Source organism: Petrocella sp. (assembly GCF_059865615.1).
Map to the genome: position 1 here is coordinate 1 of NZ_JCBCDA010000014.1, position 17,168 is coordinate 17,168.

The 17,168-nt window shown below is 37.7% G+C and carries 17 protein-coding genes; 1 reads left to right on the top strand and 16 read right to left on the bottom strand.

The window, feature by feature from the left end; translation table 11 throughout:
• Positions 1-163 precede the first annotated feature (163 nt).
• The 6 genes from AC6F8J_RS01975 to AC6F8J_RS02000 form a co-directional block, all read right to left on the bottom strand.
• Entirely contained in the window at positions 164-1,597 is a 1,434-nt protein-coding gene (locus AC6F8J_RS01975; protein ID WP_500720561.1) for an FGGY-family carbohydrate kinase, read from the bottom strand.
• A gap of 41 nt (positions 1,598-1,638) precedes the next feature.
• A complete protein-coding gene (locus AC6F8J_RS01980) occupies positions 1,639-2,418 on the bottom strand; it encodes an SDR family oxidoreductase (protein WP_500720562.1) in 780 nt (259 codons plus the stop codon).
• A gap of 48 nt (positions 2,419-2,466) precedes the next feature.
• Positions 2,467-3,420 (bottom strand): FAD-binding protein, encoded by a 954-nt coding sequence (locus tag AC6F8J_RS01985; RefSeq protein WP_500720563.1) that lies wholly within the window; start codon positions 3,418-3,420, stop codon positions 2,467-2,469.
• Between the two features lies 1 nt (position 3,421).
• Positions 3,422-4,219, bottom strand: a complete 798-nt coding sequence (locus AC6F8J_RS01990; RefSeq protein WP_500720564.1) for an electron transfer flavoprotein subunit beta/FixA family protein — start codon at positions 4,217-4,219, stop codon at positions 3,422-3,424.
• Positions 4,220-4,311: 92 nt separating this feature from the next.
• The gene (locus AC6F8J_RS01995) at positions 4,312-5,619 is read right to left on the bottom strand and encodes an MFS transporter (RefSeq protein ID WP_500720565.1); all 1,308 of its coding nucleotides are present in this window, start codon (positions 5,617-5,619) and stop codon (positions 4,312-4,314) included.
• A gap of 115 nt (positions 5,620-5,734) precedes the next feature.
• Complete coding sequence (locus AC6F8J_RS02000; RefSeq protein WP_500720566.1) at positions 5,735-7,210, bottom strand: FAD-binding protein; 1,476 nt, start codon at positions 7,208-7,210, stop codon at positions 5,735-5,737.
• Positions 7,211-7,479: 269 nt separating this feature from the next.
• On the opposite strand from AC6F8J_RS02000, the gene AC6F8J_RS02005 reads away from it, so the two are divergent.
• Positions 7,480-8,283 carry an SIS domain-containing protein gene (locus AC6F8J_RS02005; protein WP_500720567.1) on the top strand — a complete coding sequence of 268 codons (804 nt, stop codon included), beginning with the start codon at positions 7,480-7,482 and terminating at the stop codon, positions 8,281-8,283.
• 132 nt (positions 8,284-8,415) lie between these two features.
• On the opposite strand, the gene AC6F8J_RS02010 is transcribed toward AC6F8J_RS02005, so the two are convergent.
• From AC6F8J_RS02010 to AC6F8J_RS02055, 10 genes are all read right to left on the bottom strand, one after another.
• Positions 8,416-8,613: a hypothetical protein gene (locus tag AC6F8J_RS02010; RefSeq protein ID WP_500720568.1), complete on the bottom strand. Its 198-nt coding sequence runs from the start codon at positions 8,611-8,613 to the stop codon at positions 8,416-8,418.
• Positions 8,614-8,665: 52 nt separating this feature from the next.
• On the bottom strand, positions 8,666-9,670 hold the full coding sequence (locus AC6F8J_RS02015; protein ID WP_500720569.1) for an Rv2686c family ABC transporter permease subunit: 1,005 nt from the start codon (positions 9,668-9,670) through the stop codon (positions 8,666-8,668).
• Positions 9,671-9,684: 14 nt separating this feature from the next.
• On the bottom strand, positions 9,685-10,800 hold the full coding sequence (locus AC6F8J_RS02020) for an ABC transporter permease (RefSeq protein WP_500720570.1): 1,116 nt from the start codon (positions 10,798-10,800) through the stop codon (positions 9,685-9,687).
• On the bottom strand, positions 10,801-11,655 hold the full coding sequence (locus tag AC6F8J_RS02025; RefSeq protein WP_500720571.1) for an ATP-binding cassette domain-containing protein: 855 nt from the start codon (positions 11,653-11,655) through the stop codon (positions 10,801-10,803).
• A gap of 54 nt (positions 11,656-11,709) precedes the next feature.
• On the bottom strand, positions 11,710-12,921 hold the full coding sequence (locus AC6F8J_RS02030; protein ID WP_500720572.1) for a permuted SH3 domain-containing protein: 1,212 nt from the start codon (positions 12,919-12,921) through the stop codon (positions 11,710-11,712).
• A gap of 72 nt (positions 12,922-12,993) precedes the next feature.
• Positions 12,994-13,605, bottom strand: coding sequence for a TetR family transcriptional regulator (locus AC6F8J_RS02035; protein WP_500720573.1), 612 nt, complete (start codon positions 13,603-13,605; stop codon positions 12,994-12,996).
• A gap of 794 nt (positions 13,606-14,399) precedes the next feature.
• Positions 14,400-15,026: a hypothetical protein gene (locus AC6F8J_RS02040; protein WP_500720574.1), complete on the bottom strand. Its 627-nt coding sequence runs from the start codon at positions 15,024-15,026 to the stop codon at positions 14,400-14,402.
• 404 nt (positions 15,027-15,430) lie between these two features.
• Positions 15,431-15,910, bottom strand: a complete 480-nt coding sequence (gene rlmH / locus AC6F8J_RS02045; RefSeq protein WP_500720575.1) for a 23S rRNA (pseudouridine(1915)-N(3))-methyltransferase RlmH — start codon at positions 15,908-15,910, stop codon at positions 15,431-15,433.
• A gap of 20 nt (positions 15,911-15,930) precedes the next feature.
• Positions 15,931-16,641, bottom strand: coding sequence for a CBS domain-containing protein (locus AC6F8J_RS02050; RefSeq protein WP_500720576.1), 711 nt, complete (start codon positions 16,639-16,641; stop codon positions 15,931-15,933).
• An 18-nt stretch (positions 16,642-16,659) separates the two neighbouring features.
• On the bottom strand, positions 16,660-17,168 hold a 509-nt coding region (locus AC6F8J_RS02055; protein WP_500720577.1), incomplete at its 5' end, for a hypothetical protein.

Sequence of the window (17,168 nt, forward strand, 5' to 3'; positions counted from 1 at the left end):
TGGTTAAAGGGTCAAAACTAAGTTTCACTAAATTTACATACAATATATAGATTACGTTGATGCATTCATAACTATATATTGTATGCAAAAGTTCAACTATATAGTTTTGACACCTTAACCTTTATTAAATATGTTATGATATCAATGCATGATTATAGGGTATTTATCCAAATATTTCATAGGACTTTTTCAATAATTCGTCGGTATGCGCTGTAATATGTTGGTATACTTGCTCATTGATTTTTCTATAAAGTTCTACATTTTTATCAATCGGGATAAAAGTATCTTTACGTCTAATCATATGATCGATGGCTTCTTGTCGATCTTTATACACACCAAGGGCCAATGCTGCGCAAATAGCTGCTCCCATGCTGGCTGAACCGTTTACTACGTTTCTATGTGCAGGTACTCCAAAGACATCCGCAAATATCTGCATAAACAGTTCGCCATTGGATCCGCCACCGCTAACAATAATATTAGATAACTCAATACCTCGTTCATCACACATGGCTTGAGCATGGTTTTTCATGGTTAAGGCAATCCCTTCTAATACTGAACGGAACATATGAGGGCCTTTGTGGGTACCATTGAACCCAATCATCATACCTCGTTCATGTAACTGATTCGGACGTGCCAACCAATTTAGTATCGTATATAAGCCGTCACAACCAGCAGGTACATCACTGGCTAATATATTCAAATACGCTTCCGGAGATATACCTTGTTCTTTGGCTGCGTTAACAATGTCGCTTCCTAAAAGTTCTTTGATCCAAGTTACTGTTGCCATACCTCTTCGGATACCGCTACTTTCATATAGGAATTCACCTTTGGTTGCGCCTGGATTACTCCAAAAATTCACGCTATCCATGTTGTTTTTTTCACCAACCATCATAGAAGTGATGTAGGTGCCAAGTGATACCAAGACAGTACCGTCATTTACAAGACCTGCGCCAAGTCCTTCAACCGCTTTGTCATTCGCTGTCGATACTACCGGAATACCTAGTGGGATACCTGTCGCATCGCTTGCAAAGGCATTTACCTTTCCCATGACGACCGATGGATCCACTAAATCAAAAAGCTTTTCTCTTGGTGTCGTATACGCATCGAATTTGTCTTTGTCCTCGAACCATTCCAAAGTTATAGGGTCTATGGGCCATGGACCAACATAATTGGACCTGGTATCTTTTGTCTCTCCGGTCAACCTATGGGTTAAGTAACCGGTTGTCGTTGTTACATATTTTACTGCATCATCATCATGCTCATAGGGTCTTGACAATCTAAGGTCCATCCAACTTTGAACTGGTGATGCTAAGTTGCCATCTTCCTTAATTAAAGCACGACAACACCTAATGGAACCAAGACCTACACCTATTATGTTGTTCTTGTCTCCATGAAACTTTTTAAACATTTCTTGACATGCCGTCTTCAAACTGTCCCACAAATCATCATCCGGATGCTCCGCCCTACCATTCTCACTAAGCTCTATTTCCCTAAGTTGTACCGTGTGAGAACAAACTTCTGTACCAAATACATCAAACACAGCTACTTTCGTACTTTGTGTACCACCATCTATTGCAATAATATACTTATCTGTCATAACCTTCTCCTATACAAATATGATTTTATCTATGGGTTGATTTATCGCATTAAGTAGCCGCCGTCTACTGTAAGCGTTGCACCATTAACATAATTGGAAGCCGCACTCGCTAAGAATACAGTAGCACCCATAAGGTCTGCTGTGTATCCCCATCTGTTTGCCGGAATATGGGCTAGAATCTCTGCATTGCGCTTCTCATCTTTTCTTGTCATTTCTGTTAAAGGTGTTGCATAATATCCAGGCGCTATCGCGTTGACTTGGATATTCCACTGCGCTAACTCGTCGCACATGGATTTTGTCAATCCTACAATACCATGTTTTGTTGCAGCATACGCGGGTGACCATTGTCCTCCAAGGAATGCGTATAAAGAGGCAATATTAATGACTTTACCACTTTCTTGTTTGATCATGAACTTACAGGATTCATGAATCATTTCAAATGCTGCCGTTAGGTTGATGGCGATCATCTTATCCCATTCTTTTCTTGTATATTGTGTCACATCTTGTACATTGATGCTAATGCCTGCGCAGTTGACGAGAACATCAATACTACCCCAAGTATTGACACATTCTTCAACAATTCGTTTACATTCACCATCACCTGTAATATCTGCCTCCATGAACTTGTATTCAACGCCACAGGCTTCAACCAATGCTTTCGTTGATCCATCATCATCTGCAAGACTTGGCACCAATACATTTGCGCCTGCTTTTGCAAGTGCCGTTGTGAACGCTTGTCCTAAGCCACCATTACCACCTGTTACAATTGCATTTTTGCCTTTTAGTGAAAAGAAATCCATATTAAAATCTGATATATTCATTTTACAACCTCCCAGTGTGTCCCTATTCAAAAATAAGGAATCTTATAGTTATAGTACAGTACCTTCGTTTTCTTCAATTTTTTTCATCAATCCATCGATAAAAGCCACCGCATCGCCTTCAACCACAATATCTGATAAGCTGCATATAGGTGCATCTCGGTTGATGTTAACTGAAATCATGTGTTGGACATTTTTTAATCCTTCAACATGTTGTATCGATCCATAAATACCAAGTGCAATGTACAGTTTCGGACTTACTGTTTTTCCTGATTGACCTACTTGGATACTTCTTGTTGCTAATCCTTGATCGACGATTTTTCGACTTGCTGAGACTTGTCCACCTAGCTTTGTGGCTAATTTTTCAAGATGATGAAAACTTCTTACAACACCCCCACCACCAGAAATAAGGACATCACTTTCTCTAATATCGTAGATTTGTTCTTTCTTTTTTACGGACAAGCATGAAATACCACCTTCTTTTACATGGGTCGGAATGTATTTCATCATCTTTGTATCTTTATTATTCTGACCTTCATAATGAAAAACACCTTGTCGAACGCTCATCATGATTGGGCTTTGACTTCTTAATACGATTCCTGCCATGATTCTACCACTAAAGGCTGGACGGATCATTTCAAGTTCGTTGTTATAGTGACCAATAGCTGTCACATCCGCAACTAAGCCAACGCCTAAGTGCATCGACAATCGTGGTGCTAAGATACGACCATAATAGGTTGCAGGTATCAGGATACAATCATATGCGTTAGCCTCTTGTAGCTGAACCATCACATCCGTCACAGCTACTTGGTCATATATTTTAATTTTAAGATGATGAACCTTAATTAGGTAATCAAAACCTTCAATAGGGGTTAGGTCCTGATTTTCAAACTCAACCCCTGTTGTTTCATAAGGTTCATCCTTAAAAATCTGCCTCGCTACTTCTAAAAGATCTATGGAATTTTGTATTTCTTTGTGATCGATATATATCAAACAACTTTTCATATCAAATATATCCTTTTTCTTTTAGGAAATCATACACGAGGGTAATGCCTTCATCGTCTGTACCAATGACGGTGTGTTCCTTCTGATTGAATTCTTTTGTATACGTTTTTGCAACTTTTGTAGGTGACCCTTTGATACCAACTTCATCCGCCTTAAAACCCAAGCTTTCATTGGATAAGATCTTCAATCGGCTTGTGACATCCAAGTCCATATCTTGACGTTTTATGTAAGGCAACTTATAACTGCTTTCTCTCGTCAAGCTGAGTATTGCCGGCAACCTCATCTCATATGTAGCGATCTTATCCTCTGTCTCAACTTCAAATACTGCCAAAGTCTGACTAAGTGCCGCTTCATCTACTTTAATGATTCCAGACATTTGATTCAGTCCAAGTAAATCACCCAGTTGTGCCGGTATATGAGATGTGTCACCATCAATAGCATGGGTGCCAGATAAGATAACATCATAAGCTTGGGACGATAAGTATCTTCCAAGAACCAAACTGGTGGCATAAGTGTCACTGCCAACATACATCTTATCTGAAATAATCGTGCCACGATCTATCCCCAGTCGTAATAAGTCTTCCATGTGAGGCTTAACAGATATCGGTGCCATCGTTACAACTTCAATATGCGTCTTTGGGTACTGGGTTTTCACTTTTAGAGCAAAAGCGACAGCACAAGCATCATCAGGATTCAGTGTTAATCTAACATTCTCTCTGATTAGCACATTGTTCTCGTAGTCATATTTGAAGTTGTCCACGTCTGGAACAAATTTTACTATACAGATTAGCCTCATCATTTAATCACTTCCTCTTTACTTAATATACTTTTACAGTTATAGGATCAAAACTAACTTCAACTACATCGTTTTGACACCTTAACATTTATCTATTATAGAACTTCTTGAATTGGCTCTAAGTCTTTTTCCATTTTCTTTTCTTTACTATTCATCTTAGCATAGACTGTAAGAATAACAACTCCTAGAAGTCCAAAGATTGCACTTACAATGAAGTAAGCATTATAACCACCATTATCTCCGAAGGTTGCCCATAAGAAGTTGTTCATTTGAGGTAAAATGATGTCCGGTAAGTACCCAATAAAGGAAATTACACCAATCGCTGTTCCCATCATAGCAACTTCAATCCTGGACTGACCAAGAAGTGACCAATACGTGCCACGAATCATATATAGGAAGATGCCTAGAACTACTGCAACCATTGCAAACATGGTTTGTGGTGATGATACCGGCAGCATCGCTGAGATTGTCAAGAATACTGCTGCACCAATGAGCGCAAAACTGATTGTTTTGGTTCTACCAAAACGGTCTGCTGCAAAGCCACCAATGAATCCACCAACAGGTCGCATCCATAAGATAATAACTGTGATTGTACCAACGGTTACTGCGTCAATGCCTACATTACTTTGCAAGAATCCACCAATATAATATACGGTCCAGAAGACGGCATAACCCATGAAAATGATACCACCCATTAAATAAACATACTTATTCTTGAGAAGCTTACCAACATCTTTAAGATGAAATTTTTCATTTTCTGAACGTTCACCAGTGTTTTCTGACATTGAATTAAGCTTTTCATCATTATCAACAAAGATTAAGATCAAGATGCCCGCTGCTAAAACAACTGCCGAGTATAAGTAGATTACCGCAACCATGGCTGCTTGTTTGTCTGCCATAAGTTCACTGTTGCCAAGAATCGCAGCAAAAATACCAAGACCGATACTGGCCATGACGGCTTCAACAACACCACGTCCACCATCTAGGATACCAAAAAATCGTCCTTCTTCATTGGATCTTGAAAGCATTTTGACTACCTTCAAATGAGAACTCCAGAAGGTAAATACTGAGAAAATACCCCATAAAAAGAAAATAATACTAACAGAAGCAGGGCTTGGAATCTGAGCAAACCAGAAGCCACATGCTGCAACACCGATTAATGAGATTCCAATTAATTTTTTGGCCGAAATCTTATCCGCGATGAGACCACTAGGAATATAGCCGATAATATAAGCCATGCCTAACATTGAGTAAAAATTATTCAGTTGTACTTGTGATAAGTCAAATACTTCAAGTAAAGTGACTTGATAATTGGTCCTTAAGTAAATAACAGGATAGATGGCACCGGCAGCAAGAATGATTAGAAAAAACTGAAAATATCGTCTGAAATTACTTTGTTTCATAAAACCCTCCAACATTTGTTTGATTTTTGTGTTGTCTTGCATTTGACCCGTAATGGTTTTCGGATAGATCAAATGCAAGAAACTATGGATAAGTTACGTTTTACTTTACACCCTTTTACTTTATATACTTATTAATACCCTCTTCTTGAGGGAAAATAGTACCATAATTCATAATGCCCTTTGGATCAAATGCTTCTTTGAGTTTTTCAAGCATATAGTATGCTGAACCGTGCTCATCACGGGTCCATTCACTTCTGAACTTCCCTATCCCATGATGGTGGCACATAGATCCACCTGCTTTGATTGTTTCTTCAACAATAATACGTTGAATCGGATGGTGATATACCATCATTTCATCTTCCGGTGCACAGCTGATTTCATAGTTATATACAAAATACATATTGGTTCCATTGATGTAACTATGAGATGAATGACCACCTAACATGGTAAGTTCATGGGCTCTTGGGAATTCTTCTCTTACGCGTTTGATGACTGCGTCGTAGATTTTGGGAATGGTCTCCCAATCTGCTGAGATCTCCGTTGTAAATCCTGCATGGGCATCTTTTTCCATCATACCTTCATACTCATCATCAATATCTTGTTGAGACCAATTCAGATGATTAAACCAATCTTCAATGTGTTGACTGTCCACTTGCTCAATGATACCGTCTTTGAATTTTTCTACCGCTTCTTCAATGCCTTTACAGGTGGCACTAACAATCCCTTCTGTTCCTTCTGCCATAAATAAGAGGACACATTTGTTTTTGTGGAAATGATAAAAATGCTGTGCTGCGTCTTCTTCTGAGTATGTTCTTGCAACAGAAGGTCTGTAGCCGTTAACCATAACTTCCCTTAATACTTTGATGCCTGTATCAACATCTTTTATGAGATAACCAAAGAACTTATTGTTTTTTGGAAAATATTTGAAGATCTTTACTGTGACTTCTGTTATGTAGCACAAAGCGCCTTCATTCCCAATAACAATATGTCTTATATCCGGTCCGCCTGCACGCCTTGATACGTTTTTGATTCTTGATATATGACCATCTGGGAATACACATTCAAGGCCTACGACCATATCTTCTATACCACCATATAAAGTAGAAAATTGACCGATACTTCTTGTCGCAACAAGACCACCCATTTTAGCTACCGGCTTAGACTGAGGAGAGTGACCCGTTGTGTAGCCGATCTTGCGTAGCTCATCTTCTAGCGTTTGTAACTCAACGCCTGCAAGGGCTGTTGCTTGCATATTATATGAATCTATTTTTACGATTTTATTCAGGTTTTTTGCATCAATAACTACGGTATTTTCTTTCCAGTTTTCAAGACCGCCTTCTGTCGCTGTTTTACCGCCTCTTGGTATTACATTTATACGATTTTCATTACAATACTTTAGTAAGTGACTTACCTCTTCTGTTGTATTCGGGTAAACAATAGCTACCGGCATGGGTACATCCAAAACTTTTCTGGCTTTTGCATACTTTTTGTAACGGTCTGCAGAAGCATCATATAAGTCATCTTGGTTTGTATTGACCTGGTCTTCTGAGAGTAATACTACTAAGCTTTCGACAATTTCATTATTATTCACGATCTTTGACCTCCTGATTTGTATCATTGACATTTTCTTTTAAGGAATGTGCTTCATGGTTCCATTCAATGAAGCAACCATATGATTCTAATTTCATTATATGGAGCGAGCCAGTAAAAGTCAAGAAAAATATAGAAACTTTTCTATTTTAAATGATTTAAAGTGGTTTAAATGGAAATGTTTCCATTGTCATGGCTTGTATATATCTTTTTATTATGATTTTCAATGATTTCTTGTACATATCTCAACCTTTACAAATAGGGTTTATAATGCTAAAATCAGTTGAAAAGTACTGTTGGATTCTTAAGAAAGAGGCGAATGACCTTATGATTAATACCGATTTACGAAATCTGAATCCCCTTGAAAGACAAATATACGACCGACTTTTTATGCACTCAAAGTCTAATCCGCCTTTTCGTATCCATCAAGCCGCCGAGATTTGTGACTGTTCTACTTCTAAGATCTCTAAATTTGTGAAAAAACTCGGTTTTAATAACTACAAACAATATATGCATTTTTTATATGGCGAAGAAATATTCCATCCTAAAGCGTCCGGCGAATTGAACCGACTTCGTCAATTTATTGATGACTTTGATATGACGATGATTGATGAGTTCCTTGAACTGATTGAAGGTCATAAGAAGATCGTCCTCTTTGGCTATGGCCCTTCCTTAATCTGCGCTCAGTATTTTGAGTATCGACTTCGTACTTGCTCCAATAAAATGGTTATTGCTGTATCCGATGAGATCTCAGTAGCCTCTATGGTGGATGAGAAAAGTTTACTTGTTATTTTTACCGTTACAGGTACTTTCCACTCTTTTGAAAATGTCTATCACGCTTCCAAAAACAAGGGTTGTGATGTCACCATTGTCGTCGAAGAGTACAATACGGCACTTTTTGCTCAATGTGACCGGGTCTTCTGGTTATCCAAATATCCCCAACCTAGTCATTTACTACCTCACGAGAAATCTAGAACTATTTTTTTCATTTTCATGGAAGAGATTATTCAATGTATTCAGTCTCAGAACAAATCTCTTGACGCCTCCGATGAGGTAAGTGAACTTAAGGTATAATCAGCAGCATCCATAAACTCAGAATAGAAAAAAGCAAGAAAGAATCCTAATTAGGTATTCTTTCTTGCTTTTTTCTATTTATTCTTTATACCGCTTCATTATTTCATGCTTTTGCTTTTTGTTAAGGTAAAACTATCTTGTAAATAACCAGACGCCCAATACAAGAAAAATCAAAGCCCAAACATAAAAGAATATCTCTGTACCTTTGACCCCAAGAAGCTTTTCAAATATCCGGATTTTTTTCATATTCCAGATTGCTGCCGGCTTTGTTATTGCAAGCACAATAACCACTGCAGCATATAGGATTGATACAATTGCCCATACTTTCATTATCCATTACTCCTTTAATATTTACTTATATTTAAGATGCCAAAACTAAGTTTCACTCTAATCCTTTTCTTATTTTGGGTGCTAATATTAGAAATACCAGGATACTTATACCCAGAACGATGCCTGAATGTTTCATAATCTCCATCCATGACCCTCTATTTGATAATACTAAGTCATTGCCCTTATAGGTCCAGTAAAAGGGTATCCAGTAAAAGAGAGGTTGCCATTTATCTGCTAAAAGCTCTACACCGGCAATGGACCCAAATAAAGGTAAAAAAAGCAATTTCATGTTCCCTGCTGCGTTCATGACATCATCGTTGTTGATGCCTTCAATAAACCCTATAAGGATGCTTACAATACACGAGGTTGTCACCATGAAAAAAATATGGAAAAAGTTAATATCACCAAAGCCCGTGATGATCAATAATAGTATGCTTCCCACCACAGGTATCACCACCCCCATCATGCTTTTTCCGGCTATAAATCCGATTCTAGATACCGGTGACAAATGGATAGCACTGATGGTGTTATCTGTTTTTTCTTCAACAATATTTAAAGCTATAATCATACCACCGAGGATTGAAGTAAAGATCATGGCTGTATTGACCATGAGTTTTTTTAGTGGCGGTATCTCTCTGCCATATGTTAGAATCTCAGCTGCCGAATCCTCCATGCCAATATCATAATGGGCAAAGGCAGCCAAATTCTTTACGTAATCCACAACATAGTCCGGTTCATTGCCTTGTGTCAGGATATAATAGTCTTTTGAAGTGCCTGGCAGTATGGCAACGATATGATCTCTTTTTCTAACCCGGTCCTGGATTGCCTCTAAGCTCTCTAATAGCTCCACTTTTGCGAACTGCTTGAAGTAATCCACTTGCTTAGGATTTTCTCCTTCCAGCAAAAGGATTTCAACTGTGGTGTCATTAATACCAGGAGAAAACACATTAATGAGGATGGCAAAAATTACCGGTACAACAAGAATGTACAAGGTGATGAAGTTCCGTACACTGGTTTTCAAATCCCGTAAAAATATAATGATGATTTTTCTTATCATTTTATGACGCTCCTTTACAAGGACAGTGTCTTTTTGAATCTATAGTTTGCCAGTATGAAAATAGCCAGTCCCAGCATTGAAAAAGCTAGGGATGCAAGCACCACATAAGTCATGTTACCGCCTACGCTTATAATATCTTTGAAACTTTGTAGCATGACATAGCTTGGTATGATTTTTATCCAATCCGGATCCCAACTTGGTGTAAAATAGGAGATGTTGGGCATGATCATAATCACAATGACAATGTACATAGTCCCAAAGGCTTCAACAATATCCTTAAAATAGCTTGTAAGCAGAAGACCGAGGGATGCTGCAAAGAATCCGGAAGTCACCAGAAACAGCATCATGGCCAGATAGTTGGGTTGATTCCCCATAATCGGCAGGGTAATAATGAGGCTGGTCATAATGCTTGTCACGATGATGACCCCGATCTTACTTAATAAATAATGCCAAACGGATGATGCGGTTATGGCATATGCCTTAATAATGCCTTCATTTTTATCCAGGAAAATATAAGCCGCAATGATGAACAGGCTCATTAAACTGCCATTGAAGGTTAGAAATACCGGTATCATGTTTTCTTTGTCATTTAAGGGTGCGCTGTCCTCATAAAGACGTCTGACTTCTATGTTGTCTGAGTATTCTTCAATGACATCATGCCCTGCCAGTCGATTATGATACACCAATAGGAGGTTCTGAAGTTTCCTGGTCTCATAACCTTGTAAATAATATGTATAAACAATCTGCTTGTTTTCATTGACGCGCGCGTGCACCACCGGGACCCTTTCCGAGTTTGAAATGGCATCCAGTGCTTCTTTACTCTCCAGCAAGTATATTTTAGATTCTTTTGTTTCATATAGCATCGCCTTATAGGTTTGATTGTCCGCCTCCAATTCTACCTGGTCTGCAAATCCGTCCAAGTCTTCTTCAAGTAAGTTCTTCATATATCTTTCTTGCACAACTTGTGGCAAGTCCAGATAGAGATAGTCTTTTCCCTTACTGTCAAAATCCTCAGGCACAATAAATACAAGAATCACCAAAAGTACAAGGGCCATTCCCAATTCAATATAAAAATACCAGCTTTTTGAAGATAAAATCAACTCTTTTGAAAAGCTATACCAGAGTTTCATTTAAACCAATCCCCTTCCAGTGACTTTTATGAATATTTCCTCTAGAGTGGCTTCTTTGGTATGCATGGTCTGAATATCATAATTTTTGATGACTTCTATGATTCTAGCTTTTTCCGATTCAATAACGGTAGAGAAGTGGTCTTTAATGAGTTCACCATCTTTGAAATATTCCATTTCAACCAGCTTTTCACCATATTTGAGCTTTAGCGCTTTTGGTGAGTCAATCAGCCTTATCTTTCCATCCACTATGAAGGCCACACGATCACACAGTTCATCGGCAATGTACATGTTATGGGTTGTCAAGAATACTGTGGCGCCTTTTTTGTTCTCTTGTTTGATGATATCCTTTATATTCGCCGCAATGGATGGATCCAGTCCTGTGGTCGGTTCATCCAGAAACCATAACTCTGGGTTATTGATCATGGATCTTGCAAAGGTGAGCCGATGCTTCATCCCCTTAGAATAATTGCCTGCCTTTATATTTTCTTTGCCATCTAAGCCTACAAGTTTTATGAGTTCTTTGGGGTCTCTGGTCTTTACATCAAATAGTTTTCTGTAGAATTCAAGATTTTCTATAGCGGACATCTTGCTGTAAACATTGGATTGTTCAAAAGACATGCCAATCTTATTGAACATCTTATCCTTAATGTGTTTGACATCATAGCCTGCGACCTCAACCTCACCTTTTTGCAGCTGAAGAAGACCTACAAGGATGTTCTGGGTTGTTGATTTTCCGGCACCTGAAGGACCCAAGAATCCAAAGATTTCACCTTTTTTGATTTCAAAATTAACATCATTCACTGCATAATTATCATCATTATTATATGAATGATACAGGTTTTTGACTTTTATCATCCTATTCATCCCTTCTGCTTTGATCCGAATTATTTATGACGATCCGTTTATTATTTACTCGTTCTGATAATTCAATATGACCTGGTCGCCTTCTTCTAAGCCCTTTATTACTTCTATGTTGTCCTCTATACGTATGCCGGTTGCAATCTCTCGCTCAACCGGTTCACCCTCAAGAACTATCTCTACATATTGTTTTGAATTTTTTTCTACTACAGCGCCTACGGGTATAAGCAAGATTTCTCTTGGCGGTTCAATCATGACCATGGTCTCAACTTCAAGTCCAAAGGCTAATGTATGATCAGATGTGGGTAGATCAACCTGCACTGTCTGGCGGTTCTCTTTTACCCCAAGCTCTGATAAGGTTACAAAGGCTTTTGGGTGGATCTGATTCACCTTGAGATTATCGATCTTAAGGTCTAGGTTGGGGTCCTCAATTCTGGCTTCTAGGCCCGGACGCATCTTGATGGCATCTTCCACCATAAAATCAACCAATATTACTTTTTCTGTTGGGTCTTGTATTTCTAGCATCATGATGCCGGCAGAGGGTTTATCCCCTTCAAAGGTGTTTATTTCTGTTACGATGCCCTCTGTATCTGCGTATATGATATTGTCTTTTTTTCTTTTTTCCAAGATCTCAATGGATAGAAGCAAGGCATCAATGTCTGCTTCATATTTTTGCCTTATATTTCCTGATATGCCTTTTGCTAGGCGATTATAGTTGTTGCGTGCAATCTCCAGACTACTTTGTAACTTTTCTAAGTTTTCTAACGACTGCTCCAGTTCAATGTGGGGTACGATGCCTTCATTGTAAAGCGTTTCTATTCTGTCTTTATCCTTAATTGCTATATCTAATTGGCTTTCGATCTTGGAGATTTCTATTCTGGCGTTGTTAATACTTTGTATGTCTGTGCCAGACTTTGCATCCTTATAAACGGCTTCTAAGGCTTCAATCTGCTTTTCAATCTGCTGAACTTCAAGATCAAGTGTATCCGTATCTGCTTCATATATAATAAGGGCTTGTCCTTTTTTTACATAATCGCCTAGCTTTAGACTTATCTCTGCAACCTTATCTACACTGTTGCCGTAATACCTTCTGATGTTCTTGGAACTGATTCTACCTACATCCTGAACATATATGCCAGCTTCAGCTTTCATCACTTCGACCGTATTATATTTGACGCCGATATTACCCATGGTTAATAGATAAAAAAGACCTAGACCTATAGAGATGAATATAACAAATGCGATAATCAATTTCTTCTTCATAATAACCTCCAAAATCATTTTGACAGCTGTTTATTGATTAGAGTCGATCATGGGGCGTACCGACCTATTGTTTTATTTATATAGCGTTTTCCTAAAATGAGCCAAAAAGCTTTCTACTTCACGAAAGATATGATCCATATCCGGCTCGATGCCCATGTTACGCTGTACCCTATAGATTTCTCCCAATCTTTCCAAAGTATACTGAATGGTTCTAATGGCTATAACCACATCCACCCCTTCTTTAAAAAGTGTGCTGTCGATATTATGACTGTAATACATATCTAAAGGTATGGGATTATATTTTTCTACGCTTTTCTTAATCTCTTCATAATCCATTCCTGCATACATGGTTTTTGAAAAATCTAATAAGGCAGGTATTTCATTGAGAATCTTCATTTTCAACTTAGTAATCCGTTCTATCCGCCTTATGATGTCCCTATCTTCTAAACCAATCTGTTCTGCAATGGGTATTGCTACCGCTTTAACGGCGTAATCAAAAATATAATTGTACAGTTCTTCCTTGGTACTGAAGTAGTGATACAAGAGTCCTTTGGATATACCTGCCTCTTTAACAATGACGTTGGTTGAGGCTTTATCAAAGCGATTTTCTCCGAACTCTTTCATAGCTGCCTTGATTAGACGCACCTTTTTATCCGGACTCATTTTATCTAATATATCTGCCAAAAACGTCCATCTCCATTCCACTTACTTAAGTCTTATTAGCTTCATTATACTTCCACCGACCAGTATGGTCAATAGGTTTTTAGACAAAGAAGAAAAGAAGCTTCGCTTCGTTATGAGCTCTGCTCATATTTCTGAACGGTTCGAAAGGAATGGACCTTGACGTATTCTGCCACGCTTCAAGGCTGAATACTAAAGTATGACTTTCCTAGAGAATATAAAAAGGCACCACCTCTTGATATTGAAATGCACCCCTAAAGTTAGTTGTTTATCTAACATTTGGGGTGCAGTTTATCTCGAGATTGATTTGTCTCTCTATTAACCTTATATTTACTTAATCATTAATTAAAGTGTTTCTTTGATTTTCTCACTATTTATGATATGGTTCACCGTACTATACCTTAATGCGGTTTTTTCTATATAATAACTTTTTGATAGGTTTCAATATTAAAGCGACACTTTTTATTGCATATTCAAGTTGTAAATACTATTGCTGATAAATTAAAGCAGCTTAAAAATCTAAAGTACTAAAGAAGTCTACTAATGAAGACAATTAGAAGAACCATAATTCCAAAGACTCTAAAATGAATAGCTTTTGCTTTTATACCATCATAGGAAATAATGATTTTGGGGTGAATGATTAACAAAACCGCAAATATGATTGAAAATATTGGTGTAATTAAGCCAAGTACATCAGTTCCCCATACTATTCCAATATACAATGATATCAAAAAATAAAGTGACATAAAGATTCTAAGACCTAAGTTATTCATAATTATCCTTTCATTCGCTTTCTTCTATACAAGTATAGTTGCAATCCCTATTCTTCTTAGTTGATACTTAATAACAAATTGTTGTGCTAGAAGATATGTCGCGATTGTTACACCAAGCATTGTACCCCACCATCCAATTTGTGCTATAAGAAATGCTTGAACTGCTGCTGCTCCTGGACCACCTATGGCAATAAGGTCTATCAATTCATCAAATCCAGCTTGATTCATTGTAATCATTAACCCTGTTAAAGGTGCAATTCCCTTGCCCACATAAGTTGCCTGAAAAATCACACTGGAACTACTGCGAATACCAATAGACTCAATCTGCACCATTTGACTACTAGCAGAATCATTCGATTTCATCATTTTAGAGTAATCCTCTTCAAGAGATTCCATTTCTAAAGTCAATTCTTTTAGTTGAGTGTTATCCATTTCTGAGATCACTGGTTTAAGTTGAGCTTTTAGTATGGCTGTAGTAGATTTATCTAATCCATTTACTTCTACAATTTTTTTGATTGCCATATTAAATGCTTTCTCATGCCTTTTGCTAAGTACATCATTTTCTTTTGCATAAATACTAACTGACCCAATCATGTTCATAACTAGTACAAACGCAACAACTAAGCTTAATATTTTACTGATTTTTTTCATTCTTTCTCTCCTTATTAATCCTTTACCATCCATGTGGCAAATCTTCATCTTCTTGACATGATTGAACTATAATGTCAAGATTTATAAGTTCGACAGTTACGACATCACTTGACTTTATGCCTATCAACAAGCCGAAAATAAGCACTGATGATATAAGCCTTTTTACAAAAGCCATTGTATAATCCCCCTTTTGAGAATATTATACGAGAAATAGAGAGAATAACATATAGAACTATACTTCTGCTTCCAACATTTCATGATCTATATCAATATCATTCTAACCAATTCCAGAATCACTTTTTGTCGGTTAGAAAAGCCCAATAAAGAGATGATTAAGCAAATGCTATAGAGTAATTTCTACTATTATCCAATATATCCAAGATAATACCAAAGAAAAAACCGCCTCATTTATGATACGGTTCATTCCTTATAACTTTATACCCTCTATAGATCTGTTCTAATAGGATGACTTTCATCAATTGATGGGGGAAGGTCATTTTAGAGAAGGAAATCTGGGTATTGGATCTGTTTATGACCGCTTGGCTTAGGCCAAGGCTGCCACCAATGACGAAGACCAGATTACTGTTACCATAGATCTGTAGCTGATCAAGTTCTTTGGCAAAGGCTTCTGAAGTTCTTTGCTTTCCACTTAGATCTAAGGCAAAAACATATTGATTTTCTTTTATTTTTGAGAGGATTTTCTCCCCTTCTTTTTCTTTGATCTGTATGGCTTCCTTATCGCTTAAGGTCTCCGGTGCTTTTTCATCTCCAACCTCTATAAATACAAGATTGCAATAGGCGGATAATCTTTTGGCGTATTCGCTTATTGCATCTTTAAGATACTTTTCTTTGATTTTGCCGACACTGATAAGTGATATCTTCATACTGAGCTCCAATCTATGTCTTATAGTTCCAACTCGTGTAAAAGTCTTGGGTAATCATAGGCTGTTATGATGCCCAGTGGTTTTTCATTGCGGTCTCCACTTTGGGTCATAATATAAAGACTGAGCTTGCTTTTTTTCTTACGGCTTAGTTTAATAAAGTCAAAGATGTCCATATCTTTTGGTATAAAAACCACGGTGTCGGTTTTTTCATATAAAGTGAGTAGGGTTTCTAAGGTGACCTTTTTCAAACTTTCTGTGATTTCTCCGTCTTCGCCAATATTGGAAGCCATCCATCTTGCAACAATATTACCACTTAAAAGTCCCATGTATGTTTCTCCTTTGTATACAGGAATCTTGGTATAATCATGCTTTCTCATTAGAATCAGCGCATCCGCCAGACTTCTATCGGATTGGGTTCTTACGACTTTATGATTGATTTTGCTGTAGAGTGGACTGGGTTTTGTATATTTTTCCACAATGGACTTTAGGGTGTTTACCGCCGCTTCTGATGGGATGGCAATGATGTCATTACCCTCTCCATGCACCAAGACATTTCTTAGATCACCTAGACTGTTTAACATGGATTTGTGCTTTCTTATAAAAACGTCTTTTAGGCTTGCTTCATGGACCAGTACACTATAGGGTACATGGTTGTTCTTTCTTAACTTTGTTTTTAAGGCGGTTTCCAGTTGGTTAAAAAGCTCTAAGAAATTTTCTGTCATAGAATCCATGGTTGATCTCCCTCTACTTTAGTTAGAATGCCTATCCTCTAATGATTCAAATATACCTATGATATCTGCAAATGATTCAAAAGGATAATAGGTATGACCGTCCGCTTCTAGAAGCTCTCGTAATTCTCCCTTAGCAAAACGAAGGTCCGCTGCAAGTGCTGCCTTAAAATCCGGCTCAGAGTCACCGGCAAAATATACTTTTTTGTATTTTTTCTTGTAATGAAGGACCACCTTCTCTTTGTCTACACCATAGATTTTATGGTAGAACCAAGATTTATCCATGCCTTCCATTTCAAAATGGCCCTCGATAAAGCTGCCTTCATTGGTAATGATGGGTATGTGAGACAAGGCTTCAAGGTCCATGGCGTAATCAATATAATACCGAAAACCTGCGCTTAATACCATAAGGTCCATATTATGGTTTTGTGTCCAAGTATCAAAGTTCTTAAAACTTGGATCGATGGTTACTTTTGATAAGATCTCATCATGTTCTGCTTGTGTAAAGGAGTGCCATGTAAATATATGGT

Coding starts and splice junctions, on each gene's coding strand:
- AC6F8J_RS01975 (WP_500720561.1), bottom strand. CDS start 1,597: ATGACAGATAAGTATATTATTGCAATAGATGGTGGTACACAAAGTACG.
- AC6F8J_RS01980 (WP_500720562.1), bottom strand. CDS start 2,418: ATGAATATATCAGATTTTAATATGGATTTCTTTTCACTAAAAGGCAAA.
- AC6F8J_RS01985 (WP_500720563.1), bottom strand. CDS start 3,420: ATGAAAAGTTGTTTGATATATATCGATCACAAAGAAATACAAAATTCC.
- AC6F8J_RS01990 (WP_500720564.1), bottom strand. CDS start 4,219: ATGATGAGGCTAATCTGTATAGTAAAATTTGTTCCAGACGTGGACAAC.
- AC6F8J_RS01995 (WP_500720565.1), bottom strand. CDS start 5,619: ATGAAACAAAGTAATTTCAGACGATATTTTCAGTTTTTTCTAATCATT.
- AC6F8J_RS02005 (WP_500720567.1), top strand. CDS start 7,480: ATGCTAAAATCAGTTGAAAAGTACTGTTGGATTCTTAAGAAAGAGGCG.
- AC6F8J_RS02010 (WP_500720568.1), bottom strand. CDS start 8,613: ATGAAAGTATGGGCAATTGTATCAATCCTATATGCTGCAGTGGTTATT.
- AC6F8J_RS02015 (WP_500720569.1), bottom strand. CDS start 9,670: ATGATAAGAAAAATCATCATTATATTTTTACGGGATTTGAAAACCAGT.
- AC6F8J_RS02020 (WP_500720570.1), bottom strand. CDS start 10,800: ATGAAACTCTGGTATAGCTTTTCAAAAGAGTTGATTTTATCTTCAAAA.
- AC6F8J_RS02025 (WP_500720571.1), bottom strand. CDS start 11,655: ATGATAAAAGTCAAAAACCTGTATCATTCATATAATAATGATGATAAT.
- AC6F8J_RS02030 (WP_500720572.1), bottom strand. CDS start 12,921: ATGAAGAAGAAATTGATTATCGCATTTGTTATATTCATCTCTATAGGT.
- AC6F8J_RS02040 (WP_500720574.1), bottom strand. CDS start 15,026: ATGAAAAAAATCAGTAAAATATTAAGCTTAGTTGTTGCGTTTGTACTA.
- rlmH (WP_500720575.1), bottom strand. CDS start 15,910: ATGAAGATATCACTTATCAGTGTCGGCAAAATCAAAGAAAAGTATCTT.
- AC6F8J_RS02050 (WP_500720576.1), bottom strand. CDS start 16,641: ATGGATTCTATGACAGAAAATTTCTTAGAGCTTTTTAACCAACTGGAA.